The sequence below is a fragment of the Segatella sp. genome (assembly GCF_977051555.1).
The window spans coordinates 71,883-97,532 of the sequence record NZ_CDRSSE010000007.1; the positions used below are offsets into that span (position 1 = coordinate 71,883).

A 25,650-nucleotide genomic window follows, 5' to 3' on the forward strand; every position below is an offset into this window, starting at 1 on the left:
TCAGAACTAGATTTTTTCTTATCAGAACTAGATTTTTCTTATCTGACCTAGATTTCTTCCGTGATTTCACTCATCTCCTTACGCTTCTTCCCTGCGTGCGGACAGTCTTCGGCAATATGACCTACAGGAATGATGACCACCGCCTCATAGCCCTCGCGAGCAAAGAGCTGCTGCATCTTCGCCGTATCGTAATTGCAAACCCAGCAGGTGCCCAGTCCCTTTTCGGTGGCAGCCAGACAGAGATGCTCTGCCGCTATCGCCACATCAATATCGCCATGCGGTTTCTCATCATATCTGCGCACCCAGTTCTCGTTCACGTTTCTCATACCTATATAAGGGAGCCGTCTTGAACCACTCGCGGTCGTAGCACTCCTGCAGCTTCTTCTTCGCCTCGTCAGAGCGCACGATGAGCCAGCGCCAAGGCTGACGGTTCACAGCTGATGGTGCCAGGCGCACACACTCCATGATATAGTCCAAATCCTCCTGGCTAACCGCCTCCGAGGTAAACTTGCGAGCCGAAAAACGCTCCTGGCTCAATGCCAACATATTATTCTTATCATTCATATCGTTCAGTTTTATGATGTTTCAATACTAGCTTATGACCACAAAGGTAAGAATAAATCATGAAACGACAAAAAAACTTGGATGAAAAACTATCGTTTTCGGATTATTTTTTGTATTTTTGCACATCGTACCAGGATTTCTGGTGATAATCATAAGGTATGATGAACAAGAGGTGATAATAATAAGAAAGGTATGATGAACAAGAGGTGATAATAATAAGATATGATAGGACTGGCAGACAGCAACAACTTCTACTGTTCGTGCGAGCGAGTGTTTCGCCCCGACCTGACAGGAAAGCCCGTGGTTGTATTGAGCAACAACGACGGGTGCGTCATCGCACGCTCTGAAGAAGCCAAGGCATTGGGCTATAAGATGGGCGACCCCTTCTATCAGGTGAAGGAAAAACTGGAGGCTGAAGGAGTGGCTATCTTCTCGAGCAACTATACGCTCTACGGTTCGCTGTCCAACCGCGTAATGTCGATGCTAGCTCACTATTCCCCACGCATCGACCAATATTCCATCGATGAAAGTTTCTTCGAAGTAGACGAATCGATGGCGAAAGCTTTCTATCAGGAGCATGCGGAAGATCATTCAGATTTGTTCAATAAAATAACAACAGCCGAAGTGGCAGAAAAGTCTGATAGTCTGCTTCATCGCTATGGTTCCAGAATCTCGGCAGATGTACTTCGGGCTGTTGGAATCCCGATATCCGTAGGCATTGCCGATACGAAGACCCTGGCAAAAATCGGCTCTAAATTCGCCAAGAAATACAAGGGTTACCAAGGCTGCTGCCTCATCGACACGGATGAACGGAGGCACAAGGCGCTGTCTCTCTTCCCCGTAGAAGATGTATGGGGAATAGGCCGACAGATAGCCCGCAAACTCGATTATATGGGCATCAGAACTGTCGCCCAGTTTGCCGACAAGAAAGTTGGGTGCGCAGCCATTTCAATATCACCACCGTAAGAACATGGAAAGAACTGAATGGCGAAAGCTGTATCAGCATTGAGGAACTGCCGCAGAAGAAGAGTATCTGCACCAGCCGGAGTTTTGCCAACGAGGGCATTACCGACAAAAATGTGATAGAAGAAGCCGTGGCTAATTTCGCTGTACGTTGTACAGAAAAATTGAGAAGACAAGGTAGCATATGTCAGGGAATCACAGTGTTCGCATGGACTTCCCGTTTTAACGAGAACGTGCCTGAATACACCATCCACGACTCCCTCTCCCTGCCCATTGCCACCAATGCGCAGGAAGAAATCGTGGGTGCTGCCCTCACCATTCTCCGGGCTAAATACCCGAAACCGATGGCAGACAGCCGCTCCGACCGCCCGGAAATGTCGTTTCACTTCAAGAAAGCTGGCGTTATCCTGTGGCAGATTTCACCCGACCATCCCCGTCAGCAAGACCTCTTCGACCCTATCGACCGGAGCAGACAAAAAGCGCTGATGGAGGCTATCGACGCCATCAACCGGAAGAATGGTTATGGCACCATACGCCAGGCCATACAGGGTACAGACTGCCGATTCGACCTGAAACGCGAGTACATGTCGAAGCAGTTCACCACGAACATCCATGATATTCTGAAAGTAAAAACTCAATGAGAGGCAGCATAAGCCCATTCTAAAGCAGAATAAGCCCATTCTAAAAATGAACTCCATAAATAAGAAAAAACAAGATGAATAAGAATAACGACAACAAGATAAAACTGACATTTCACCCTGCGGAATTCGGAGCCAAGATGCCGATTCCGCTGGCTGAGCAAAGCGTAAAAGCAGGCTTCCCTTCGCCTGCACAAGACTATATGGAGGGGGAAATATTTATATGTATAAATATAAAATATAAACTTAACATTCTTTACCCAATAGCTACCACTAGCGGAAAATAAAACTGTCAGTGTCAGCAAACCTCTGAGTAGCGAGTCGCAACTCTATGACTTGCGAAGCGCAAACCTATAAGTAGCGAGGCAGAGACCTATTTTTTGGTTCATTAAGAAAAGCACTACCCTCCGTCACGCCCCCTCGTCCGCTCCGTTCGCCCCTCGTCCGCCCCCGTTCCCTGCGATTCCATCGCAGGTCCCCCTCCTTCCCTTCCACCTCTCAGCCTCCCCATTCAGCCTTTTGCTGAAAACGGGGGCTATCTACACCCAAAAATTTGGTGGTTACCAAAAAATGCGTACTTTTGCACCAGATAAAGGCGAGAGCCTGAAAGCGACGTATTCAAAAAATGCTATCTAGATATTACATTCTGCAACATAATTTACATCTTTCACAATAAGGAACGACTGCATCTCCATTTTAGCATAAAAATCAGTACTACATCTTTTGCCGGCTCAATAAAAAGCAGTACCTTTGCAAGCGAATTTCAACAATGACTGGGCAAAACGCCTATAATACGAAAAAATCAGTAGCAAATATATGTAATTAATATATAAAAAACAGCAGTAGTTATGAGCATTAATATCAAGAGAAATCAGTTGAAAAGAGTAGTGATTGTTGGTGGCGGACTCGGTGGTCTTCGTTTGGCTGAAGACCTGAGCAAGGCAAACCTGCAGGTGGTGTTGATTGATAAGAATAACTTCCATCAGTTCCCTCCACTTATCTATCAGATTGCCTCAGCAGGTATCGACCCAAGCTCCATCTCCTTCCCTTTCCGCCAGATTTTCCGCAAGCGCAAGAACTTCTACTTCCGCATGGCAGAGGCGAGAGCCGTATTCCCAGACAAGAAGATTCTGCAGACTTCCATCGGTAAGATTGAGTACGATTACCTGGTGTTCGCAGCAGGAACCACTACCAATTTCTATGGCAATGCCAACATCGAGAAATGGGCTATTCCGATGAAGACCGTTTCCGAGGCTATGGGATTGCGCAACGCCGTGCTGAGTAACCTGGAGCGTGCATTGACCTGTGCCACAGAAGAGGAGCGACAGGAACTCCTGAACGTAGTGATTGTAGGCGGTGGTGCTACAGGTGTGGAGATAGCCGGAGCCCTCTCTGAAATGAAGCGCTACGTAATTCCTTATGATTATCCGGATATGGACTCATCTCTGATGCACATCTATCTCCTGGAAGCGGGCGACAGACTGCTCGCCGGAATGTCACAGGACTCTTCTAAGAAAGCATACGAATTCCTTACCAGTATGGGTGTGGATGTACAGTTTGGCAAAATGGTAACCGACTACAAGGACCACAAGGTTCTGATGAAGGATGGTCAGGAGATTCCTACCCGCACCTTCCTCTGGGTATCAGGTGTAAAGGCACAGCCTATCACGGGTATTGATGGCGACCATCTGGGCCGTGGTTTCCGCATCGTGGTAGATGAATTCAACCGCATCCCTGGCATGGACGGTCTCTTTGCCATTGGCGACCAGTGTATCCAGACCACAGACCCAGCTTATCCTGGCGGTCATCCACAGTTGGCACAGGTAGCCATTCAGCAGGCAGCACTCCTAGCCAAGAATATCCAAAAGATTGCCGAGGGAGCCACTGATTCCCAACTCAAGCCTTTCCGCTACAAGAACCTGGGTTCTATGGCTACCATCGGAAGACACAAGGCTGTAGTAGAGCTTGGCAAGTTCCACAGTCAGGGCTTCTTTGCCTGGGTATTATGGCTGGTAGTTCACCTCCGCTCTATCCTTGGCGTTAAGAACAAGGTAATGGTAATGCTCAACTGGCTTTGGAAGTACGTAAGCTATAACGATTCCATCCGAATGATTACCTACGCCACCAAGCCAAAGGAGGTGCGTGACCGACTGAAGCGTGAGCAGACCACTCATCTCGGCACCGACTTGCTGGAGAATGAAGAAGATTAATATGAAGAAATAAAAACGACGAAAGTCCAACTTGGAGCCTTTTTATAAGAGAGGCATCCGAGTTGGACTTTCTTATTTCATTTTCCTCAGGAGAAATATGATGTGATTTTCCCTGATACTTCAAGGATATTAATGATGCTCAGGCACAATGGCGAGATACACCAGATCATGGTCGGTGAGATTCTCCATATAATGAGCGTGGTTCATAGGGCAATAATGCACCTGTCCCTGGCGAACCTCCTCCACGGTATCATCATAATGGAAAGTAGCTGTGCCGCTTACCACATAGATAATCTCGCAGTTGCCCTCATGGGTATGAAGACCAGTTGATGCACCCGGACGCAAGGTAGAATACATGATTTTCACCTTGTCATCCACATAGTTACGAGTATCGAGTTTACCCTGTCCACCCTTGAAGCCCTCCAAATGAGCCTCAGCAATCTTTTCGAAATCTATTACCATCTTTATAATGTTTATTGTTTAATGTCTAATATTTACTTGGCTTTTATAAAAGAAGCCCTGCCGCCTACTTTGCTTTCGCAAAATACTTCCATAGCGGAGCCGCCATCAGGCTCTGCCAGATTTCTCCCTTCTCCAGCATTTCCATAACTTCTTCTCTTGAGAAGAGGCGAACCTCGATATCCTCAGCCTGGTCAAGATGCTGAACATCCATACGCTCCACATCCGTAGCCAAATAGCAATGGGTAAGATTGGTATGCGTACTTGGGTTGGCAGAAATCGTCATCCACTTCTGCCAGTTTCCGCCTCCGAATCCAGTCTCTTCCATCAGCTCTCGCTTGGCAGCCACCATAGGCTCTTCGCCCTTCTCTATCACTCCGGCACAGAGTTCATTCACCGTCTTTCCTATCGCATAACGATACTGGCGTACGAATACAAACTCTCCCTCCTTCGTAATGGCGATGGTGTTCACCCAGTCGGGATATTCCAACACATAATATTCATCAATAATGGCTCCCGTAGGCAATTCTACCTTATCCACTCGTGCCGTGAGCCATGGCTTCTCTATCAGATACTTCTGCGAGAGCGTCTTCCATTTCATATCTTTATCAGCCATTTTCTTACTTCATTTAAAAAACTGGATTTTCTTTATTTTAATTGATGGTGCAAAAGTACGAAAAAAGATTGAAAAACAAATAACTTACTTGTTATTTCTTTCGAAAACTTTATCCTTTGAAGTAACCTGGGTAGGAGTTCCCACCTTACCGCCAATGCTGCATTCCCCCATGTTCACTCCCTGTACATTCTCGAAACTGATGCCAGTCTTGGCATTCTTCACCTCAATATTATCGAATGAGACATTGGTAACAGGCTTAGCCTCCGTGCCCTGCAAAACCAAGGCTGCAGCACTCACATTATTACACTTCAAACCATTCACGAAGATATTCTTCACGGTAGAGAAATGATGATTGGTCAGCCCCTCGCCAGCATAACGGCTGGTTACATAGAAGAGGTCTTCCACATCGCCAAAACTGCAGTTCTTTACGAAAATATTCTCCACAAAACCGCCACGGTCCGGGTTGGTCTTGATAAAGATGCCACGCTTGCAATAGCCGGCATAATCGCAGTTCTCTACGATGACGTTTCTTACACCCGAAGACATTTCGCTACCGATAACCACCGCATGCAAGCCCTTGAAATGACAGTTGCGGATGACGATGTTTTCTGAAGGCATCTTAGCGTTCCAGCCATCATTGTCACGTCTGCTCTTAATTGCCACGTTGTCGTCACCATTATTAAAAGCAATGCCTTCAATCAGAATATTTCGGGAACACTCTGGGTCAAGACCGTCGTTATTGATAAGCTTGGCATCATATCGCAGATTGCGACAGATGATATTCTCGCTCTTCAGCAAATGGATGCACCAGAAAGGAGAATTGGTAATCTTCACGCCTTCCAGGGTAATTCCCTAACAGTTATAGAGCTGAACAAGCTGAGGACGAAGCCAGCAGCCATCTCCAAACTTTCGCTCACTTACAGGCACTTCCTCATGATTCATCTTTCTGCTCAACTGCTGCGCCTTCTTCTGATTAGGTTTCCACTTGGCAAAGGTGGACATGGCATTACCGTCGATGGTTCCCTCGCCGATGATAGAAACATTCTTACAGCCATAGGCGTAGATGAGAGGAGAATAGTTGTAGAGGAAAGTTCCCTCCCAACTGGTATTAACGATAGGATAGTATTTCTCTTCTGGCGCAAACTTAAGGGTAGCTCCCTTCTGCAGTTCCAGACAGATATTGCTAGCCAGTACGATAGGTCCCTTAATATAATAGGTACCCGCAGGCACCACGATCTTGGCACCCTTCATCGCCGAAGCCTTCTTGATGGCCTTGGCAAAAGCTGCGCGACAATCGGTCTTACCATCGTTCTTGGCTCCGAACTTCTTAATCTGTAATGATTTCTCAGCAATCTTTGCTCCGGTAATATGGTTTAAGATACTATCACGAAGCGTGATTCTACGCTGCTCAACCGCAGTTGCAAACAAAGTGTTACCTCCTGCCACCTGAGCATTTCCCTGAAGGCTGTTGAATGCACAAAGGCATGTCATCGCCATTAAAATCGTTTTTGTTTTCATTATAGCTTGTTTTTATGATTTCGATTACAAAATTAATAAAAAATCGTCAGATAACAACGAAAAAGACCTGAAAAAAAATATCTCATATAAGTCAGGCTAACCTATTCTTAGCCCCTAATTTTAGAAGATTTAACCCATTCTAAGCCCCTAATTTTAGAAAAAACAGTATCTTTGCAAGGCATAAAAATCATTCGCATAAAGGGATTTAATCAAATAAAAAGACATCATGGCAGAACATCTTATTATAAAAGGAGAAACGAAGGAGGAACTTTACGCCACGCTACTCCCTCAGCTCAAGTCGCTCGTAGAGGGCGAAAGCGACATCATCGCCAATATGGCGAATATCTCAGCATGCATCATGGACACCTTCCACTTCTGGTGGGTGGGCTTCTACCGGGTCATCGACGGAACTCTTGTGCTGGGTCCTTTCCAGGGACCGCTGGCCTGCACCCGCATCAAACGGGGCAAGGGAGTTTGCGGCACAGCTTGGGACAAGGCGGAAACCATCGTGGTAGAAGATGTTGAGAATTTTCCGGGGCATATTGCCTGCAGCAGCGCCTCACGTTCAGAAATTGTAGTGCCTGTTATCAGGAATGGTGAGGTCATCGCCGTACTGGATATTGACAGCGAACACCTCAGCACCTTCGATGATATTGATAAGAATTGGCTGGAGAAGGTAGCAGAACTGTTCACCTGATTCCTTAATATTCATTTCCCTCTTGCTTGATCACACTCGGACCATCAATGAGTTCAGGCTGAGGGGCATTTCGGTTCACATCACCATACGCTCTGCCCAGATCGCTCATCGTAATACTGATGTTGCGGTTCACGGATCTGTCTTTATCTAAAAGACTGTGCGAGAAGAGCCACTGATAGGTTTTCTTCAGATAAAACACGCGGGCAGGGGTACCGTGATTGGCACCCTGCCACCAATCGTATATCAATCGGGTGTCCTTTCCATCCTTCACGAGTTTATCTACCACAACCTTCGATTGCTTGATTGGTACTGCCCTATCGGCTGTACCATGGATAATCCAGAAAGGCAAATCGCCCAATCCACTCACATCCTTATAAGAACAGCCGCCACACAGCGCCATGCCGGCAGCTATCCTGTCGGGATAAGTAGCACAGACATCCATGGTGCCATAACCGCCCAAGCTCATACCCAAGACATAAACCCTGGTAGAATCGCACGGATAATTCTTCTTCACCCAGTCGAGCATATCCATGATTTTCTTCGGATTCCAGGCTCCTCCCGGATTCTGCGGAACGATGGTCAGCGCATCGATATCGCGCCCCTTGACGATGGCATCAAGCGGTCCGTATCTTCTCACCTTATTCAGATTTCTTCCGCAAAGACTGGCACCATGCAGAAAGATGATGACCGGTGTCTGCTCTTGCGAATAAAAATAATCTACTGGCGTATAAACCCAGAAGTTGTAGCCTCCTGGAATTTCATCTTTCACAGCTCGCAGAAAGTCGTAAGCCGACATCTTGCATACGAAAAGACAGAATAATATGAATAAAAAAATCTTCTTCATTTTCTTCCTTTTTTACCTGTTTAGTATCACGCTCCCAGTATCATACCTTGAACGTTTATTACACAAAAGTAAGTAAATATCAGCATATTACCAAATATCCTCCCTATATTTTTCTTTTTTTATCCAAAAGAAAGATTCGTTTATACTTCCTGGCTGGGAAGATAAATAATGATTTTCTGTGTAAAAAAAACGTGCAGGTAGCGTCATTACCTGCACGTTTTTTATAAATATATTAATAGTTCACCTTCACGCCAACAAAATAACTTCTTGGCAGAGAAGGACCATAGATGTAGGCAGAATCACGATTCCAGCCCTTGTCGAAATCCTTCTGATAAGCATTGGTGATGTTCTGGATTCCACCATTCACCTGAAGGGTGAGATACTTATAGATAGTGAAATCGTATGACAACTTCATGTTTACTTCCATGAATTTAGGAGTATTCACAGCCACTGGCTCCTCTACACCCGAACCGGCAGAATGCCCCACGAGCATACTGCCCGTATAATTACCGGTAACAGAAGCTGTGAAACGCTTCACTGGGTTAAAACTTGCCGTGAAATAACCATAGGTGTTAGGAGTACGCATCATTTTCTTGTACTTCTGCTCAGGCACCTCATCGTTCCACGCAATCGCCTCATCATAATGACTCTGCTGCAGGGTGAGTCCTGCCTGGAGCGTAAACCAGCGAGTGAACATCGCCTTACCCTCCAGGTTCAAGCCGAACACCTTGGCGCCATAGGCATTGTAGCGCTCCTGTACGGTATTCCCCTGTGCATCAGACTGATCGAGCTGGCGAAGAGCAAACACATTGTTCAGGTCGGTGTAGAAACCTTCAATAAGGAGATTGGTCTGCACATTGCCGAACTTATGATACAAATCGGCTGATACGCTGAAACTGTTGGAACGTTCTTCCTTCAGATTGTCTGCCAATACCGTAACCAATCGTTCACCACCAACAACACCCACGTGCAGATCTTCATCGAATGCCTGAGGAGCACGGAATCCGCCAGCATAGGTGATGCGCAGGTTCACATTCTCGGTAGGATTGAAACGGAGATTGGCACGCGGACTGAAGATGACATGACCTACCAGGTTGTGCTTGTCCAGTCGGCCGCCCAGCAGGAAACTCCACTGCTTGTTCTTCCACTCATTTTGGAAAAAGAAGCTACCGATGCGCACATCCTGCTTGAAATTACGATCGTAACCGAGGATTACATCCTTCAGCCCATCGAAGTTATACTCTGCGCCAAGAGTCAGATCAGAAGGCATGAAGAGCAGTTTGTCAAACGAGTGCACATACTGGGTTCCAGCCACGTAAGTGAAGTCGTGGGTAGTACCATATGCCTTCTCTGCCGTTTCCTTGTCTTCTTCCGTTCCCTCTCCAATACCGCCATAATAACTCTTGCGAGCTGTGGTCAGGAATGAGAAATAAGCCGACAGACGATTCTTCTCGTCAGGTGAATAGAAGTTGTAAGTGAGTCCACCACCCTGGATATTGTGTTCCACCTGCTCTGCAATATTAGCCTCATGAGGAGCCTGGTCAAGCTTGTTGCCACCACGGCGAAACTCATGAATGCCGTGATACTGGAGACTCAGCTTAGAATAAGGACTGAGGCGGAGATAAGAATTGAGTCCGAAAGTTTGGTTGTTCAGTTCCGGCAACTCCGTGTAGCCATCTCCATCATGGTCGTAACCCTGTCGGGTGCGGGTCTGCCCATAAGCATACACGCCCGCCTTGTTGTCATCGGTTACCAGAGAAACATTGCCCGTCGTCACGTTGTCGAACGAATTAGCTCCACCTTGCGACATGAAAGTGTGTCCGAAGGAAGCCGAATTGCGGATAGGTTCCTTGGTGATGATGTTGATGGTTCCGCCGATGGCAGATGCACCGAAGAGGGCTGAGCCTCCACCACGAACCACCTCTACACGGTCGATCATGTTGGCAGGAATCTGCTCCAGTCCATATACACCGTTCAGAGAAGAGAATACCGGGCGGGAATCTACCAGAATCTGCGAATAGTGGCCATCGAGTCCATTGATGCGTACTTGGGTGAAGCCACAGTTCTGACAGTTGTCCTCCGTACGCACACCAGGCTGGAAGTTGAGTCCCTGTGCCAGACAGGTGCTCTGTGTAATGTCAAAGAGTTTTCCACCAATCACATTCACCAGGTTTGGAGCCAATCTTCGTTGAGTCTCGCTTCGGTTGGCAGAAACCACGACCTCGTCGAGATTCATATCGCTTGGTTCGAGTTTGAAGTTAAGTTCCTTGCTTGTATTGTGCTTAATGGTAATACGCTGGCTTTGAACAGTATATCCCATATATTTTGCCTCGATAACGAACGTTCCTTCCGGGAGGTTCTTCAAGAAGAAATGACCTGTCTTATCGGTAGATGTTCCGATGGTAGTTCCCTTCAACTGAATGATGACATAAGGAAGATGCTCGCCCGTCTTGGTATCTATCACGTGTCCATAGACATTGGCATCGGTGTTCTTGGCTATTTCCTCTGCATCGTTTTCTTTGTTTACAGAGGCAGCAATAGCCTCATTGTTATCCTTTTCAAAACTCTTGTTGTTAACTTCGGCAGCCTGAGCCGCAAATGAGACTGTCAATGCACCGGAAAGGAGCATCAACTGATAATTCTTTGATTTCATTTTTATTTTCTTTTTAATACTAATCTATTCCTATTCATTATTATAAAGTAAACGTACACCTTATTCCTTGACCTTGATGCTTACAGCCTTGAGCTGCTGCCACCCCGATTTATCCGTAACACGTATCATAAAATGATAATCACCTGGCTCGATGTCGGATGGTATTGGAATATTCACCTGAGCTGCATAGTTTTTCAAGCCAGCCGGTATGGTGTAGTCTTGGTTGAACACCCATGGATTCACCGGATTTTTCTTTGCATCAAGCGGACAGTCGCCAGCTGATGTGGAATGTGTATGATGGTCGAAATTATTATGAATCTCGATATTGAAGTTGCCCAGTTCCACATTGTCGGTGAAGTCGTACTTGAAAGTGATTGTCTCACCCCGCTTATAGACCTGACAGTCGATAGGGTTAGGCAATTCACCATCCAAAATCGCAGGCTTCTCCTGATCGTTGGTTGTAGAACCGTCTGCATCATCACTGGAACAGGATGTAAAACTAACAGCTACAGCCACCATAACTGCAGCAAAAAATATATACAACAAATAAAGTGTACGTTTAGTCATGATTCTTACCTCCTCAAAAAATTTTGTTAAAACATCTATTACTTGGAAATCTGAATACCCTCTGCTTCCTCAGTAGTAGAATTGCCGGCAGCATCGGTTACAGTAAAGTGGATATGATACTCACCCTCTGGTGCATCAGCAGGAATCTGCGGATGCTCGTGGAAGAGCACCGAAGTCTCACCTACATACTTTTCATCAGTATAGGTGAACACATGCTCGTATCCAGCGGCAGTATTGTGAAATTCCACCTCTATTTTAGCTATCTTGTGAGGAGCCTCTATCTGAGCCTCCAAGTGCATCTTCTCACCTATCACCGCCTTATGGCTGTCATCCTCGCCCACTTCCTTGAATGTAATGGCAGGAGCGGTCTTGTCAAGAGCCTTGATGGTAAGGTCGGAAGTAAAGGTAGAGCTCTGCCCCAACTTATCGGTTACAACGAATGTCAGCTTGTAAGCACCAGCCGCAGCATCGGCAGGAATGTCGAGATGCTCATGGAAGGTGGTGTTCTTTACGCCGATATATTTACCATCTGTATAAGATTTCTGAACGATGGTAGTCTTGCCGTCGGCAGTGGCGATGGTTACGTCGATGCGGGCGATAAGGCCGTCAGCCAGCAAGTCACCCTCCAGGTGAAGATCCTTGCCTGCTGTTGCCTCCTTGCTGTTTTCCTCACCTACCTCGGCAAGTGCAGCCACTGGCTTGGCAACATCCTGCTTCGGATTATCATCACTGCAAGAAGAAAGAACTAAACTGAATACACAAAACAGCACAGAGGCTGCGAGAAATATAATCTTTTTCATTGTTATTTACTTTTTAAAATGTTTTTGTTAAAACTTCCAGGATATCATTGTCGAGAAATTTCTTCCTGGCTCAGGTACACCTATCAGTCTATAATAACTGGTGTGGTCGTAGTAACGCTTGCCCAACAGATTTTCTCCACGAAGAGACAGTTCCAGCTGGCTATCACCCAACTCTATCTTCTTGCCGATGCTGGCATTCAGGAGCTGATGTCCCCGGGTCTTCTCCTCTGGCGGAACGATTCTATCCTGCGTGCCCACCAGCTGCCATTCCAGTGCCACGAATCCCGACCGGTCAGGATTCTGCACAGGCAGAAGATAGCGCAGTTCGGCACGAGCCGACCATGGTGTGGAGAAAGGCAGTCCATAGCCCTTTTTCTCACCACTGAGCTGGCGTGCATACAGATATTCTCCTTCTGCATCCAACTTCAGACATGGCAGGATCTTCCACGATACGCTTGCCTCGACCCCCCATCTCAACACCTTGGCCTGGGTATAGTAGTAGAGCTGCAGACCCTCCTGATACCGCGGCGTAGGATTGAGATAGATATAGTTGGGAAAATAGTTGAGATAAGGAGTCAGCTGCACCGAAAACATCTCTTTTTCATATACAATGCCTGCATCCACCTGATAGCTTTGTTCAGGCTTCAGGCTTGCATTTCCTTTCTCATAGCGGAAGAGATTGTAGTTCACGCCATCCATTCCCAACTCCTTGGCTATCGGCATTCTGAAACTCTTGCCCACATTGAACTTGAGCACCCAGGAACCCAGCAGCCGGTTCAAGCCCACCGACCAGGTGAAGCTGTTGAAGCTACGACTCAGATTGGCAGAACGCTCCATGAAAACAGAATCTCCCTGTTGTACGGAACCATCCATCGAAGAATCAGAGGTCGAAGCCTTGAGGGGAGTCTTGTACCAGTCATGATAACTGTGAATCTTCACGCTACCATGGTCGAATCTAATACCTGCCGTCAAGCAGAACTGATGATTCAGCTCCCACTTGTCCATGGCAAAGCCACCAAACGACAACTGCTCGAAATCTGGCAGGATGAATCCCCAGCCTCCTCTTCGATTGCGCTGACACTCGATATTGGCTCCCGACTGAAGTTCATGCTTGCCTATCTGCTGCATCACCTTCACATTGGCAGAAAAAGTCTGTTTGGTGAAACTTCTCTCCAATGTGTTCGGCGGTATCGGCATATAGCCGTGGGATACAGGTTCTGAAAGTTCCCGCTGCCGGTTGTTCTGATAAGCGAAGTTGCCTTCCAGTTCACCATCTGCCCACATCCTATCGGTATGGTTGGATATCAGGAAATGGTTGACGGTATGATAAGGCAAGTCGATGTCGCGACGCGAACCATCGTAGTCGATGTCCGACAATCTTACCTCCAGTCCGTGAGCGTTGGCAAAGAAACCAGCCTTCGTATTCACGTCAGCCAACCGGAAGAAAGTATTCCATCCGTCCCCAGCATAGCCGAGTATCAGATTCCCATCCATCTCCCTACCAGCCGTATTGCGTAGGCGCTTGTCTTTGAGCCTGATCCAATAGGAGTAATACTCAATGCTGTCGGCTGGAACCTGATAGTCGGCATAATCCACCCAGGTGGCATTTGCCTTGTACCAGAACTTTCCGTTTCTGCCCGTCAGTCGAACCGAAGAGCCCAGCGACTCATTGTTGCTTCGGGCAAAAAGATTCACCTGTCCGGCAAAACGCTTCATCGGCATGATGTTACTCTTCAGATTAATCACTCCACCTATGGCATCAGAACCATAGGTAAGCGAAGCAGGACCTTTCACCACCTCAGCCTGGTCGATGGCATACTGGTCTATTTCCAGGCCGTGGTCATCGCCCCATTGCTGACCTTCGTGCTTAATGCCATTCTCTGCCACCAGCACACGGTTGAATCCCAAACCACGAATCACGGGTTTCGACTCTCCTGATCCTACTCCCATCGCCTGCACACCAGGCAACCGGCTCAACGTCTGCATCAGCGAACCGCTGAAGTTTTCTTCTATAAACTGTTTGTTTGCCCTCACCACATTGAGGGCTGATTTCATCTGTACTTCTTTGTTGGAACTCCCACTTACTACAACTTCCTTTAGGGACACACCATCCCTCATCATCCGCCTGATGCTGTCTGCCTGAACCGAAATTCTCACCGAATCTTTAGGCTGGAAAATGGTCTTGGCACTTGACGCAAGCGCATGACTAAAGTTGATGAAAAGCGGAAGTATTACGATTATAAACTTCTTATTTTTCATCATAAATCTTTGAAAATCAATCGGCTAAACCGACTAAAAGAGCATAGTGATAGCCGATTCGTTTTGATTAATCATCAAAATACTACAAAGATAGAAGCACAGGTGGGGCACGAGTGGAATGAATACAACCTTCACGATGCTTGACAAAAGGACAAGGCACCACAAAGGCAACATGAACGATAGCGATAAATGCCGCTATCCTGACTAGGGTTGGTACCACGTATGGCAGACTGTGCAACTGGCAGAGCACGCATTCATGAGCGAAGGAATGCTCGGCTGTAAGGTGACCATCGTGGTGGATATGATGCTCACACTCGTAACAATGAGACACAGCGGTAGCTCCCTCCGCCTCCGTGTGGTGGTGGAAGGTAATGGCTATCATCATTGGCAGATACACCAACATCAGCAGCCAAGCAAACCTTATTCTTCTATTGTCGAGATGACGCATTATCTTAAACCTTTTATTATATAAGTCCAATCTTCCAACGAGAAAATCAGTACTTAATTAAAATCGCTTGCAAAGATAATGTATTTCTTACACTAGTCCCCCAAAAAGAAACAACAATTAAGCTAATTAACAAAATGATACAATATTCACAACTTTTAATTAACTATAAAATATCCATCTTATACCATCAGTATTGCGAAATCTTGATTTTTATTTGTATCTTTGCAACTGTATTGCGATATAAGAAAAAGAATAACAATAGTATAACTTTAAAAAATATATAATTATGAATGTAGGAGATAAAATACCAGAGATTCTTGGCATTGACCAGGACGGACGTGAGATTAAGGCAAGCGACTACCGTGGTCGCAAGTTAGTACTCTACAGTTATCCGAAGGCTAACACCAGCGGATGCACTGCCGAGGCCTGCTCCCTGCAGGCACATAAGGAGGAGTTGGCTGCAGCCGGTTACGAGATTATCGGCGTGAGCAAGGACAAACAGGCTTTGCAGAAGAAGTTTGCCGAAACCAAGGGTTTGCAGTTCCCTCTTATCGCAGATACCGAAACCACCCTACTGCAGGAACTCGGCTGCTGGGGCGAGAAGGTAACCTGCGGCAGAAAGACCATCGGAATCCTCCGCACCACCTATCTTGTCAACGAAGAAGGCATCATCGAGAAAATCTTCACTTCTAAGGAGATCAAGACCAAGATTCATGCAGAGCAGATTCTGGATTACATCCATCAATAAAGAACAAAACGACTGAATTGGGAAAAAGAGTATGTTAGAACACATTGCAGAATTCACAGCGTGGCCTATCCTTACGGGAATTTTCATTGGCTATATTGCCAACCGCATCATGAGCGGTGAAGGCAAAGGATGTTGTATGAACCTATTCATAGGTATTGTGGGCAGTTATGCCGGCACCATCATCAGCAATCTGCTGAACATAGAGCTGTTTGGCAAGGGTTATCTTACCAACTTCGTCTTCTGCGTCATTGGCGCCATAGCGGTATTGTGGATTTGGAAGAAGCTCTTCAATTAGTATTCTTTTTATTGGTTAAAACATAAAATGATGACAAACAAGGAATTGATACTCGCCCAACTGATGAGGGCGATGATAAAATATGATGGTGGCGATGCGCCACGCATCCAGCATTTCGTAAAGGTGCACGACTTTGCCCGTATGATTGCAATAGCAGAGGGAATGAACGAGGAAGACCTCTTCGTGCTCGAAGCAGCAGCCATTCTTCACGATGTGGGCATTCACGTTTCAGAAGCCAGATACGGCAACTGTAATGGCAAGCATCAGGAAGAACTGGGTCCTGACGAGGCAAGAAAAGTACTGGCAGAAGTTGATGGATTCACAGCCGCACAGACAGAAAGAATCTGCTGGCTCATCGCCCATCACCATACTTATAAGGATGTAACCAGCCTCGACCACCGCATTCTGCTCGAAGCAGATTTCCTGGTCAATTCCTTCGAAGACCACCTTGCTCTTGAAGGTATCATCACCTTCCGCAATCATGTATTCCGCTCGGAATCAGCTATCAGTATGCTGAATGATATGTGGGGGCTGGAATAAGAAACTTTTGCGGAGCCGCTTACATTATATTATGGTTGTACGACTAAAAGGGTTATAGTTGTACAACTATAAAGCTACGGTTGTACGACTATAGGGTGTGTAGTTGTACGACTAAAAGGTGTATAGTTGTACAACTAAAGAGGTTATTGCTGTACGACTAAAAGGTGTTGTCACTAGGCTCAGCAGAGGTGCTGACTGCAGTCAGCAGACCTGCTGACTAGGCTCGGCAGAGCTGCTGAGCCTAGTGGCAATGTCTGAGAAGGTATATGCTTGTACCCTAAAAGACGCCTGTTCTGACTTAAGGAGACGCTTCTTTTAACTCTCGGAGATGCATCCTTTAACGAGAAGAGACGCTTCCTTCAACAAGTCGAGACGTATCCTTCAACAAGACGAGACGTATCCTTCAAGTTAAGGAACCGCTTCCGTCAACCTAAAGAGCCATATCAACAACTACGTCTTAGTTACTTCTTCTTCCATAAACGATAGAGCGTAATAGGCCCTTCCTTGGTAGCGTACATTCTGGCAGCCGGTTCCTCACAGAGATCATTCAATACCTTATTGGCATGATAGCGGGTGACACCGAATTCCCGAATCATATCCTTCACCGTAATATAACCCTGCTGCTGGCAAATCTCTACAATATCAGCAAACTCCTTATCCGCCTCCTTTGGAGTAGATTTCACACTCCAATACTGTCGGCTGCAACCATTAGAGTGGCGCTTCAGTCTTTCCAGGAACTCCTTCGTGGGCTGAATTTCCAAGCCACAGATATCCACCTCGTTGGCTGGAATCAGGTCACCCTCATGATAGGTCCTTTTCCATTCGATTCCATTCTTGTCCTTATGCTTCACCATCCCCAGTTTAGGCTTGACGATAAACATATCGCCTACCCTCACCTCGTTGCCCTCAGCCAAGGCGTAAAGCGTTTCATCCTCCAATGTTTCCAATGCAGAGATAAAGGACGAAACGTTCATCGCACAATGATCGCGAACCCGCTTCTCCATCTTCTCCCGGTCAACGATATCCCGTTTTACGAACATCGGATGTATCTGATACTTACCGCTTTCGTCCTTCAAGGGCGTGCGATGCTCCAAATAATTGATTGAACCTGTTGCTCTAGCCATATTCTTATTTTTTTTGATCCTTTAAAAGATTATGCGCAAAAATACTGATTATTAACGAGATATACAATTATTTTATGTTAACTTTGCTAAAAGATAGAGTTATAAAGACATGTTTTGTGATAAAAGATAGAGTTATAAAGGGGTGTTTTTATGATAAAAGATAGAGTTATAAAGGGGGCATTTTATGATAAAAGATAGAGTTATAAACCCTATCTTTTACTCTATTTCCTCTATCCTTGCCAACTCCCAGCCCTTGAACTGCATGATAATCTTATGAAGCGTTGTGCCCTGGCGAAGAGCCTCAACCCTTGGAGCATCGGCATATCGCCTAATCTGTTCTACAGCATCCAGCCATTGCTTCTCCGACTTCTTCATAGGGCTACCATCTTCCTTGAAGACATCCTTCAACTCTTCATCAAACTCCTTTCTGGAGAGAACCTTGAGTTCGAGGATATAGCTGTGCTGACTGGCATAATGGGTATGATCAGGCAACAAGAAGAAATCACAATAGCCATGATTCAACTCCAATTCGGGAGCCGTGATATAATAATCATTGAGGTTCAAGTATGCCATAAAGAAACCTTGCAGGTTTCGCTCCGATTCTATTCCGTCACGCACAGAAGAAACCTTAGCGTAGGCATCAGCCATGAAACGCAGTCCTTCCTCCCATATACCATCATAAGCCATATCGTAATAGTAATCCGTCAATCTGTTAGTATTCACATACGACTTTGCCTGATACTCTTCTTCCAAATATCCGTAATACTGCTTGCGAACATTATTATTAGGAATGCCCAAAATCAACTTAGAGCCACGTGTACCCTTGATGGTCAACATACCATAATAAAAGAGCAAACTTGGGAAGATTTCAGCCTTCGGTATCTGATAAGTAGAGAACTGTTCCTCCAGTTGGGCAATAATCTGTCCCTCTTCCGCAATCTTGCGGATGATACCCTTGCGCTCGCCATCCAACTTATCGAATTGCAAGAGTTTCTTCATCTTGCCATAATCAGTCTTGGTATTTGGGTCTATCATCTGCCGAGGAGAGCGTCCGTAATCCATATAATTGCGAAGATAGTAAAGCACCATATCGCAATTAAACATTCTGACACTCTTATTCAATGCCTGCTTGGCAAAACAATAGTTGTCGTACCAAGGCTTTATATCGTTGACGATGGCATCAATATCACTATCCGCCGGGATGCAGCCATGCGCTTTATAATAGGAGAACATCTCGATGACGTCAACAGTAGAGAAGCCCAGCATCTCATCAAATTCCGGTTTGATAGAGATGTTCCATCCGATATTGAAACCGCTGGTTACATCATCAAGTGTAACAGGACTGACACCCATCATGAAGATGCGCTCGAAGTTTCCCTTGAACTTCTTGAAGACATCACGATAGAAACCATCGGCATGAGTAATGGCATGATACACTTTCTCACCATGCTCATTGAGCACCACATTAGTAAAATTATCATACTCGTCGATGATAAGATAAAGCAGAAAATGATTTGCCCTTGCTGCATCAAAGATTATCTGCATCTTATCAGCATACTGTGTCTTTGCCTTGATTTCCTGAACCTTCTTCTCACCATAATATGCAACATACTGCTCTGCAAAACTGTCCAACTTGATGCAGAGATAGGCATTGAATCTTTCCTCCAAAACTTCTATTTTACCTGTAATCTGAGAAAAATCCAGGAACAGTACCTGGTAAATTCCTTGCAGGGATGTAGGGTGCTGACCTATCCACAAATCACCAAAGAGTTTTTCGAAACTCTCCTTCTGATTACAGTCATAGTAAGAGTAGAGCATACTGAGAAACAAGCTCTTTCCAAAACGACGGGGACGTACGAAGAAGAGATTGCGAGGCTGCTTCTCCAGCTCTGGCAAAAACATGGTCTTATCGACATTAATATAGATTCTGACTCATCACCGTGTCAAAATCAGATACTCCGTATGGTACTTGTTTTACTTGCTGTTTCATCATGCTATGAAATTTTAATGTGTAATCCACTAAGCGCATTTCTAAAAATGACACTTAGCGGGATTGTTATTATGCAGCCTTTCCATACTCATAAATACTGTCGCTGGCAAGGTCAATCTTGTCGTTCCAATATACACAAGTTCGGCTGGTGTCCAACTGGGCTTGTTTAAAAAGGCCATACACATCCACTAATGCACGAAACGAAGGAAGCGTCTTGATATCATCCTTCACATCGTACAACACTTTATATCCATCATCGAATTCAACGAAAAGGATATAGTCATCGAGAACTGACATTTTCTTAATTCTTGGTATCATAATGGTGGAAGTTTTGTTATTATTTGTTTGTCCCACATGTTCTGAAGTTCATCAGAATGAAGTGAGAGCCATTCTGTTACTAACTCTTGAGCCTTTTTAGGTAAATCTCCTTCAAACATTTCAAATGTCTTGATATTGAATAAACCTACATACTCATTATAGATTGCATGAATATGGGAAGGCTCGTGCTCTTTTGGTTTAAAGAACATCTTTATGATGATTCCATAAAACCTTGCTATTTCCGGCATTTTTTATTATTCTTATAGTTACATGTTATATTACAATGCAAAAATAAACAAAATCATGTAAATCACCAAACATTTCTGCAACTTTAACTTTTCTTTTTCCATAAGGGAAGGACAAGCTGGGATTACAGATTCTCTTCAACATAGTATAGGGAATAATCTTATACGAAAACAAATAATCCCTGCCATAGGAAGCCTTTCCTAAAGCAGGGATTTTTCTATTTGATTATACCACTCGCTGTCCTCGAGCTTGATACCGAAAACTGGCACGTTCTGAGCACTGACGCATAGCCAGATTGTAAGGAATCATTCTGTAGCCCATACTATTTCATCAATCCAACCATATTCTTTTGCCTTCTTCCATGCCGTATATGCCCCCGCTGCAAAAGCCGTTCTATTTTTATATTTACTACCTTCTTCCAAGACATGTTCTTTGACATCCCAATATCCATCCGGCTTCTTCTTTACTTCTATCCATGGCATCTCATTGAATATTGTTTTGTCTTCACAAGCGTGTTGGTATGCAGTAGGACTATTTATGGCGAATTCTGTTCTTGATGTATATTTTTTAGACTCTTCGATAATTGCTTCTCTTGTCCATTTTGATATAATTCCTAAAGGGAGAGGCTTTAACCACACCATTTCTGAAAGCCAGCCATTAACCATCGCCTTAATAAAAGCACCTTTGGCTTTATTTTCGAATTCCTTTTTGTTTGAATATTTGTGACTTTCCGCAAATACTCTTTCCTTTGTCCAATAATTATGAGGCTTCTTTTTGTCTTTAAGCCAAACCATTTCTTTAAGCCAACCATTTTCACTTGCTGTTTGATATGCTCCACCTGCATTTTTTCTGAAATCACATTTATATTCATATTTGTGACTTTCTTCAATAACAGCTTCGTAAGTCCATTTTATATTTCTTTCAGGAGCTTTTAACCAAGTCATCTCATCAAGCCATTTGTTATGCTTGGCATGATTATAAGCACCACCAGCTTTTCTTTGGAATTCACTTCTAGTGTGATATTTCTTTGATTCTTCAAAGACCTTCTCTTTTGAAGTCCATTTAGCAATTCCACCTGTAGAGCCTGTATTTATTCCAGTAGCCGCAACATTCAAAAGTTGATAACCATCCTCTGCGTATTGTTTCTTATAAATATCCTCATAATATTGACTTTCTAACACTGTCAAATTTTCCTTCAAAATAATAGGTTCTGGAATACTTTCGCCAAAGTACTTTCTTACAGCACTATTTGAATCATATTTATGAGTTCTCTTTCTACTATTACTATCTATTGTCAAACCAACATACGCCACTTTGTCTTCTTCATCAAGATAGACATACACCACTGAGTTATGCTCATCTTTTCTTTCGTCATAGTCATGTGGTTTCATCCATTCCATCTTATCAAGAATTCCATACTCACTTGCCCATTTATATGCTGTAGGCTCATTCTTTTGAAAATCCATTTTACTTGGATACTTTTTAGCAACCTTCAACACTTCTTCTTTTGTCCAAAATCCATTTTCATGCTTAGGACGAATAAGCCCTAAATCATCAAGCCATCCATTCTTCTTTGCTTGATTATAGGCATACTCGTTCAACAAACGCAAATCTGTTATTGTAACACAATTATTTTGCTCCACGATTGAAAGAATAACATCTTTCGTATATTTCTGCTCCTTACGAGGACCACGTTTTTTATGTCGGTCTGTCTTTAACCATATCATTTTATCTATCAATTTTCTTTGATAGGCAAGTTTACATGCAGTTGGAGCATTCTGCTTGAATTCTATTCTTGTATGGTATTTTCGAGACTCTTCGATAACTTTTTCGTCTGTCCAATAGCCATATGGAAGTTTCTGATGTGACATATATATATTCAATAAAAGTATAATTCTTTACTTAAACTTTCCTTTTAATAAGGTTTAAAGAAGTTTTCCTTTCCGTCTGGAGTTGTTATCTTCACGATGAATTCTAATTTTGCGATATTCATTGTTCTTAATGTTTTGATTATTTTAATAAGAAAACGTAAAAAAATGGCAGATATTTTATAAGATGGGCATTTTCAACCGATATGGAAACAAAAGAAAATACAAGTTCATACCATAAGAACACGTAGCACAACTCGCTAGACTTAGCTATCACCAATAAAGATGGAGAAACATGGTTCTCTTTCATACACATCTTGTTCTATAAAGATACTCCCATACCTCTCTTCCCGACTTCTTCAACCGGATAATCGGGTCTATGAAATACAGCTTGCCATCTTCATCACACAGCACATTATCACTGACTTTAGAAACATCAGTTATTGCCAAATATTCATTTCCATAGAAATATCTATCCTCCTTTGTCAAGCCCAGTTGATTTATGAGATAATTGTCAATCGTCTTCTGCGATGGTACTTGAAACATATCGGATATATTTCGTTGTTGAAGAACAATCCGGATTCCCTTTATATCCTCTGAAAAGCCAACAAAACGATACCTCGTTGATGGAAATAAGATGTTATGAATCAAATGCTCATAGATGATATCCTCTGGTAATGTATGCTTCATCGGAGCCTTTGCAAAAGGAGACTTCATTTTGGTGAAAGTTGTTCCGTCTTCACTCAAAAAGACAATGCTTTCTCCCGTTGCAATCATTCGTCTGTCACCAAATTTACCCCAGTCTGACTTATCTATATACAAGCCTTGTTCTTTGGCGATTTTTATCAAACGTAGGCATTCCTCTTCCTCTGCAGTTCTCGTGCTTTGCCTGTTATCTCCATATTGTTGAGTGGATAGCCCAGTCTCAAACACTCGAATATCGCTTCGGTCGCTATCTGCCTGTACTTTTCGCTCAAACTCATAACATATTGCAGGGCGTTTCGCCCATCTCTTAAATATATAGTCGATAATTTTTCTTCCATAACTTTTCATTATTATAGTTTTTGCTGCAAATTTACGATTAAATTTTGAAACAGCCAAAGTTTTCACTGCTTTTTTGGTGCATCCTTAACATTTGATTATAAATCTCAAAAAATACAAGAAAAGTTTGGTAGTTTCGAATATTCAGCGTATATTTGCAACAATAATAAAAGAAAGGAAAGCTATATGGAAACAAAAGACAAGAAAATACAAGTTCATACCATAGACAGCAAAGACATCGACAAGTTTTTCCCTGCTCATAGCGAGGTTAATATGTCTCCACTTCCGAAAGGACACATAGCACGACTTGCTACCATCCACAAAGGTTAAGATTCAATAAACTTGAATTGACTATAGATATCGACTATAATAAGGAGGATTTAATATGAAAACAAATAAACTGATGGATGAAATCCGCAAGTCAACTCCTGCGGATACTAACAAACAAGTTGACTTATGCGTTGCTATTGCCAACAGAGTCTTTGAAATATTACAGGAACGAAATATGAAACAGCGTGATTTTGCAAAGGCTCTTGGCAAGACAGAAACAGAAGTGAGTCGTTGGTTGAGTGGAACACATAATCTCACATTAGCTACAATAGCAAAGATGGCGACGCTTCTTGGTGATGATATCATTACCACAACTCAGACCCATCGTCCGTACAAACTTCCAAATATGCAAAATGTAGCTATGATGGTAGCTGAGGATATATGCAAAAATAGTCATACAAAATAATAAAAAATCCCTGCCATAGGAAGCATTTCCTACTGCAGGGATTTTTCTATTGGAAATCATCAAGAATGACTTAACTGTCAATTCTTAATCACTAATAAATAATCACTAAACATTATTTATACTCTCCCCAAGCCTTGATGTCGATATCCTCGAGCTTGGTGGTGCAGAATGCATAGATAAATGCACTCGCCAGACGGCTGTTGGTAATCAATGGCACGTTCAGGTCGATAGCAGCACGGCGAATCTTGTAACCATTGCTCAACTCGCTGCTGGTCAAGTTCTTCGGAATATTCACTACCATATCAATCTCGTGGTTGTGGAGCATCTCCAAAGCCTTTGGTGCACCGCCTTCTGCCTCCTCTGATGGCCAGAGCACACGGGTGTTCTCAATGCCATTCTCTGTGAGGAACTTGCTACTGCCACCAGTTGCAAACAGCTTGTAACCATGCTTTACCAACATCTGGGCAGCATCGAGCAAATCTACCTTCTGCTTGGCAGAACCTGTAGAAAGCAGGATGTTCTTGGCTGGAATGCGATGACCTACAGAAAGCATACTCTTCAAAAGTGCGGTAGATGTATCGTCGCCCAAGCAACCTACCTCACCTGTACTGCTCATATCCACACCCAATACCGGGTCAGCCTTCTGCAAACGGTTGAAGCTGAACTGAGATGCCTTGATACCTACATAGTCGAGATCGAAGAGGTTCTTGTGTGGCTTCTCTACCGGCAAACCGAGCATTACTCGGGTAGCCAACTCGATGAGGTTGATCTTCAACACCTTGCTTACGAATGGGAACGAACGGCTGGCACGAAGGTTACACTCGATAACGAGAATATCATTGTCACGAGCCATGAACTGGATGTTGAACGGACCGTTGATGTGCAACTCCTTGGCAATCTGACGACCTACTCGCTTTACACGACGAACTGTCTCAACATACAACTTCTGAGGAGGGAACTGGATGGTAGCATCACCAGAGTGAACACCGGCAAACTCGATGTGCTCGGAAATAGCATAGGCAATCACCTCGCCATTCTTTGCCACTGCATCCATCTCAATCTCCTTGGCATGTTCGATAAACTTACTTACTACCACTGGGTGATCCTCGCTTACATTGGCAGCCAACTGCAGGAATCGCTTCAGCTCTTCCTCGTTAGAACATACGTTCATCGCAGCACCCGAAAGCACGTAGCTAGGACGAACCAATACAGGGAAACCTACACGCTCGATGAAGTTGTCGATGTCCTCCATAGAGGTCAGGGCGCTCCACTCTGGCTGGTTGATGCCGTTGTTGGTCAGCATCTGAGAGAACTTGGCACGGTCCTCAGCGTTATCGATGTCCTTGGCAGCAGTACCCAGGATTGGCACGTTCTGTGCATTCAGGTGCATAGCCAGGTTGTTTGGAATCTGACCACCGGTAGATACGATGACGCCATGAGGCTGCTCCATCTCGATGATATCCATCACACGCTCGAAGGTCAACTCGTCGAAGTAGAGACGGTCGCAC

Annotated in this window: 26 protein-coding genes and 2 pseudogenes; 10 read left to right on the forward strand and 18 right to left on the reverse strand. The window is 44.4% G+C overall.

From position 1 onward, the window contains the following. Positions 1–47: 47 nt before the first annotated feature. A pseudogene (locus ACWJAO_RS02985) lies at positions 48–564 on the reverse strand (nitroreductase family protein). 222 nt (positions 565–786) lie between these two features. Between ACWJAO_RS02985 and ACWJAO_RS02990 the strand changes: the two are divergent. The 4 genes from ACWJAO_RS02990 (at position 787) to ACWJAO_RS03005 (ending at position 4,375) form a co-directional block, all read left to right on the forward strand. Beyond that, positions 787–1,530: a Y-family DNA polymerase gene (locus tag ACWJAO_RS02990; RefSeq protein WP_449139208.1), complete on the forward strand. Its 744-nt coding sequence runs from the start codon at positions 787–789 to the stop codon at positions 1,528–1,530. Continuing rightward, a complete protein-coding gene (locus ACWJAO_RS02995) occupies positions 1,500–2,168 on the forward strand; it encodes a DinB/UmuC family translesion DNA polymerase (protein WP_449139209.1) in 669 nt (222 codons plus the stop codon). The genes ACWJAO_RS02990 and ACWJAO_RS02995 overlap by 31 nt, the downstream gene beginning before the upstream one ends. A 74-nt stretch (positions 2,169–2,242) precedes the next feature. Beyond that, the gene (locus ACWJAO_RS03000) at positions 2,243–2,452 is read left to right on the forward strand and encodes a hypothetical protein (protein WP_449139210.1); all 210 of its coding nucleotides are present in this window, start codon (positions 2,243–2,245) and stop codon (positions 2,450–2,452) included. Between the two features lie 561 nt (positions 2,453–3,013). After that, positions 3,014–4,375 (forward strand): NAD(P)/FAD-dependent oxidoreductase, encoded by a 1,362-nt coding sequence (locus ACWJAO_RS03005; protein ID WP_293466036.1) that lies wholly within the window; start codon positions 3,014–3,016, stop codon positions 4,373–4,375. A gap of 129 nt (positions 4,376–4,504) precedes the next feature. On the opposite strand, the gene ACWJAO_RS03010 is transcribed toward ACWJAO_RS03005, so the two are convergent. The 4 genes from ACWJAO_RS03010 to ACWJAO_RS03025 all read right to left on the reverse strand — a co-directional run bounded on the left by ACWJAO_RS03010 (position 4,505) and on the right by ACWJAO_RS03025 (position 6,968). Continuing rightward, on the reverse strand, positions 4,505–4,837 hold the full coding sequence (locus ACWJAO_RS03010) for a cupin domain-containing protein (RefSeq protein WP_022122055.1): 333 nt from the start codon (positions 4,835–4,837) through the stop codon (positions 4,505–4,507). 64 nt (positions 4,838–4,901) lie between these two features. Beyond that, entirely contained in the window at positions 4,902–5,450 is a 549-nt protein-coding gene (locus ACWJAO_RS03015; RefSeq protein WP_449139211.1) for an NUDIX hydrolase, read from the reverse strand. A gap of 84 nt (positions 5,451–5,534) precedes the next feature. Further along, positions 5,535–6,284, reverse strand: a complete 750-nt coding sequence (locus ACWJAO_RS03020) for a glycoside hydrolase family 28 protein (protein ID WP_449139212.1) — start codon at positions 6,282–6,284, stop codon at positions 5,535–5,537. Between the two features lie 18 nt (positions 6,285–6,302). Continuing rightward, positions 6,303–6,968: a glycosyl hydrolase family 28-related protein gene (locus ACWJAO_RS03025; protein ID WP_449139213.1), complete on the reverse strand. Its 666-nt coding sequence runs from the start codon at positions 6,966–6,968 to the stop codon at positions 6,303–6,305. Positions 6,969–7,194: 226 nt separating this feature from the next. Between ACWJAO_RS03025 and ACWJAO_RS03030 the strand changes: the two genes are divergently transcribed. Next, positions 7,195–7,665: a GAF domain-containing protein gene (locus ACWJAO_RS03030; RefSeq protein ID WP_449139214.1), complete on the forward strand. Its 471-nt coding sequence runs from the start codon at positions 7,195–7,197 to the stop codon at positions 7,663–7,665. Positions 7,666–7,669: 4 nt separating this feature from the next. Here ACWJAO_RS03030 and ACWJAO_RS03035 read toward each other — a convergent pair whose 3' ends face one another. The 6 genes from ACWJAO_RS03035 to ACWJAO_RS03060 all read right to left on the reverse strand — a co-directional run bounded on the left by ACWJAO_RS03035 (position 7,670) and on the right by ACWJAO_RS03060 (position 15,236). After that, positions 7,670–8,509, reverse strand: coding sequence for a carboxylesterase family protein (locus ACWJAO_RS03035; RefSeq protein WP_449139215.1), 840 nt, complete (start codon positions 8,507–8,509; stop codon positions 7,670–7,672). A 232-nt stretch (positions 8,510–8,741) separates the two neighbouring features. Beyond that, entirely contained in the window at positions 8,742–11,162 is a 2,421-nt protein-coding gene (locus tag ACWJAO_RS03040) for a TonB-dependent receptor (protein WP_449139216.1), read from the reverse strand. Positions 11,163–11,222: 60 nt separating this feature from the next. After that, positions 11,223–11,729 carry a DUF4625 domain-containing protein gene (locus tag ACWJAO_RS03045; RefSeq protein ID WP_449139217.1) on the reverse strand — a complete coding sequence of 169 codons (507 nt, stop codon included), beginning with the start codon at positions 11,727–11,729 and terminating at the stop codon, positions 11,223–11,225. A 38-nt stretch (positions 11,730–11,767) separates the two neighbouring features. Next, on the reverse strand, positions 11,768–12,529 hold the full coding sequence (locus ACWJAO_RS03050; RefSeq protein WP_449139218.1) for a DUF4625 domain-containing protein: 762 nt from the start codon (positions 12,527–12,529) through the stop codon (positions 11,768–11,770). A 27-nt stretch (positions 12,530–12,556) separates the two neighbouring features. After that, positions 12,557–14,791, reverse strand: a complete 2,235-nt coding sequence (locus ACWJAO_RS03055; RefSeq protein WP_449139219.1) for a TonB-dependent receptor — start codon at positions 14,789–14,791, stop codon at positions 12,557–12,559. 79 nt (positions 14,792–14,870) lie between these two features. Continuing rightward, the gene (locus ACWJAO_RS03060) at positions 14,871–15,236 is read right to left on the reverse strand and encodes a hypothetical protein (protein ID WP_449139220.1); all 366 of its coding nucleotides are present in this window, start codon (positions 15,234–15,236) and stop codon (positions 14,871–14,873) included. Between the two features lie 286 nt (positions 15,237–15,522). On the opposite strand from ACWJAO_RS03060, the gene ACWJAO_RS03065 reads away from it, so the two are divergent. From ACWJAO_RS03065 to ACWJAO_RS03075, 3 genes are read left to right on the forward strand one after another with little or no spacing between them, the layout of a single operon-like run. After that, on the forward strand, positions 15,523–15,984 hold the full coding sequence (locus ACWJAO_RS03065) for a peroxiredoxin (protein WP_449139221.1): 462 nt from the start codon (positions 15,523–15,525) through the stop codon (positions 15,982–15,984). A gap of 31 nt (positions 15,985–16,015) precedes the next feature. Further along, positions 16,016–16,279 (forward strand): GlsB/YeaQ/YmgE family stress response membrane protein, encoded by a 264-nt coding sequence (locus ACWJAO_RS03070; protein WP_449139222.1) that lies wholly within the window; start codon positions 16,016–16,018, stop codon positions 16,277–16,279. A gap of 27 nt (positions 16,280–16,306) precedes the next feature. Then, positions 16,307–16,819, forward strand: coding sequence for an HD domain-containing protein (locus ACWJAO_RS03075; RefSeq protein WP_449139223.1), 513 nt, complete (start codon positions 16,307–16,309; stop codon positions 16,817–16,819). 461 nt (positions 16,820–17,280) lie between these two features. Here ACWJAO_RS03075 and ACWJAO_RS03080 read toward each other — a convergent pair whose 3' ends face one another. The 6 genes and pseudogenes from ACWJAO_RS03080 to ACWJAO_RS03105 form a co-directional block, all read right to left on the reverse strand. After that, entirely contained in the window at positions 17,281–17,943 is a 663-nt protein-coding gene (locus ACWJAO_RS03080; RefSeq protein WP_449139224.1) for an HU family DNA-binding protein, read from the reverse strand. Between the two features lie 216 nt (positions 17,944–18,159). Continuing rightward, a pseudogene (locus ACWJAO_RS03085) lies at positions 18,160–19,933 on the reverse strand (AAA family ATPase). A 69-nt stretch (positions 19,934–20,002) separates the two neighbouring features. Then, entirely contained in the window at positions 20,003–20,251 is a 249-nt protein-coding gene (locus tag ACWJAO_RS03090; protein WP_006847428.1) for a DUF2442 domain-containing protein, read from the reverse strand. Next, the gene (locus ACWJAO_RS03095; RefSeq protein WP_449139225.1) at positions 20,248–20,499 is read right to left on the reverse strand and encodes a DUF4160 domain-containing protein; all 252 of its coding nucleotides are present in this window, start codon (positions 20,497–20,499) and stop codon (positions 20,248–20,250) included. The genes ACWJAO_RS03090 and ACWJAO_RS03095 overlap by 4 nt, the downstream gene beginning before the upstream one ends. Before the next feature lie 303 nt (positions 20,500–20,802). Continuing rightward, a complete protein-coding gene (locus ACWJAO_RS03100) occupies positions 20,803–22,368 on the reverse strand; it encodes a hypothetical protein (RefSeq protein ID WP_449139226.1) in 1,566 nt (521 codons plus the stop codon). A gap of 303 nt (positions 22,369–22,671) precedes the next feature. Next, the gene (locus ACWJAO_RS03105) at positions 22,672–23,475 is read right to left on the reverse strand and encodes a putative polyvalent protein kinase domain-containing protein (RefSeq protein ID WP_449139227.1); all 804 of its coding nucleotides are present in this window, start codon (positions 23,473–23,475) and stop codon (positions 22,672–22,674) included. Between the two features lie 117 nt (positions 23,476–23,592). Between ACWJAO_RS03105 and ACWJAO_RS03110 the strand changes: the two genes are divergently transcribed. Then, positions 23,593–23,736 (forward strand): hypothetical protein, encoded by a 144-nt coding sequence (locus ACWJAO_RS03110; protein ID WP_449139228.1) that lies wholly within the window; start codon positions 23,593–23,595, stop codon positions 23,734–23,736. Positions 23,737–23,791: 55 nt separating this feature from the next. After that, complete coding sequence (locus tag ACWJAO_RS03115) at positions 23,792–24,142, forward strand: helix-turn-helix domain-containing protein (protein WP_449139229.1); 351 nt, start codon at positions 23,792–23,794, stop codon at positions 24,140–24,142. Between the two features lie 112 nt (positions 24,143–24,254). On the opposite strand, the gene ACWJAO_RS03120 is transcribed toward ACWJAO_RS03115, so the two are convergent. Next, positions 24,255–25,650 (reverse strand): ATP-binding protein (locus ACWJAO_RS03120; RefSeq protein WP_449139230.1); only part of this gene is annotated, 1,396 nt, incomplete at its 5' end.

Bases quoted from the DNA above. Each gene is read 5' to 3' on its own strand.
- ACWJAO_RS03010 (WP_022122055.1), bottom strand. From the start codon at position 4,837: ATGGTAATAGATTTCGAAAAGATTGCTGAGGCTCATTTGGAGGGCTTC.
- ACWJAO_RS03095 (WP_449139225.1), bottom strand. From the start codon at position 20,499: ATGCCGGAAATAGCAAGGTTTTATGGAATCATCATAAAGATGTTCTTT.
- ACWJAO_RS03075 (WP_449139223.1), top strand. From the start codon at position 16,307: ATGATGACAAACAAGGAATTGATACTCGCCCAACTGATGAGGGCGATG.
- ACWJAO_RS03045 (WP_449139217.1), bottom strand. From the start codon at position 11,729: ATGACTAAACGTACACTTTATTTGTTGTATATATTTTTTGCTGCAGTT.
- ACWJAO_RS03080 (WP_449139224.1), bottom strand. From the start codon at position 17,943: ATGGCTAGAGCAACAGGTTCAATCAATTATTTGGAGCATCGCACGCCC.
- ACWJAO_RS03055 (WP_449139219.1), bottom strand. From the start codon at position 14,791: ATGATGAAAAATAAGAAGTTTATAATCGTAATACTTCCGCTTTTCATC.
- ACWJAO_RS03015 (WP_449139211.1), bottom strand. From the start codon at position 5,450: ATGGCTGATAAAGATATGAAATGGAAGACGCTCTCGCAGAAGTATCTG.
- ACWJAO_RS03025 (WP_449139213.1), bottom strand. From the start codon at position 6,968: ATGAAAACAAAAACGATTTTAATGGCGATGACATGCCTTTGTGCATTC.
- ACWJAO_RS03030 (WP_449139214.1), top strand. From the start codon at position 7,195: ATGGCAGAACATCTTATTATAAAAGGAGAAACGAAGGAGGAACTTTAC.
- ACWJAO_RS03000 (WP_449139210.1), top strand. From the start codon at position 2,243: ATGAATAAGAATAACGACAACAAGATAAAACTGACATTTCACCCTGCG.
- ACWJAO_RS03115 (WP_449139229.1), top strand. From the start codon at position 23,792: ATGAAAACAAATAAACTGATGGATGAAATCCGCAAGTCAACTCCTGCG.
- ACWJAO_RS03035 (WP_449139215.1), bottom strand. From the start codon at position 8,509: ATGAAGAAGATTTTTTTATTCATATTATTCTGTCTTTTCGTATGCAAG.
- ACWJAO_RS03060 (WP_449139220.1), bottom strand. From the start codon at position 15,236: ATGCGTCATCTCGACAATAGAAGAATAAGGTTTGCTTGGCTGCTGATG.
- ACWJAO_RS03110 (WP_449139228.1), top strand. From the start codon at position 23,593: ATGGAAACAAAAGACAAGAAAATACAAGTTCATACCATAGACAGCAAA.
- ACWJAO_RS02990 (WP_449139208.1), top strand. From the start codon at position 787: ATGATAGGACTGGCAGACAGCAACAACTTCTACTGTTCGTGCGAGCGA.
- ACWJAO_RS03050 (WP_449139218.1), bottom strand. From the start codon at position 12,529: ATGAAAAAGATTATATTTCTCGCAGCCTCTGTGCTGTTTTGTGTATTC.
- ACWJAO_RS03005 (WP_293466036.1), top strand. From the start codon at position 3,014: ATGAGCATTAATATCAAGAGAAATCAGTTGAAAAGAGTAGTGATTGTT.
- ACWJAO_RS03065 (WP_449139221.1), top strand. From the start codon at position 15,523: ATGAATGTAGGAGATAAAATACCAGAGATTCTTGGCATTGACCAGGAC.
- ACWJAO_RS03100 (WP_449139226.1), bottom strand. From the start codon at position 22,368: ATGTCACATCAGAAACTTCCATATGGCTATTGGACAGACGAAAAAGTT.
- ACWJAO_RS03040 (WP_449139216.1), bottom strand. From the start codon at position 11,162: ATGAAATCAAAGAATTATCAGTTGATGCTCCTTTCCGGTGCATTGACA.
- ACWJAO_RS03070 (WP_449139222.1), top strand. From the start codon at position 16,016: ATGTTAGAACACATTGCAGAATTCACAGCGTGGCCTATCCTTACGGGA.
- ACWJAO_RS03090 (WP_006847428.1), bottom strand. From the start codon at position 20,251: ATGATACCAAGAATTAAGAAAATGTCAGTTCTCGATGACTATATCCTT.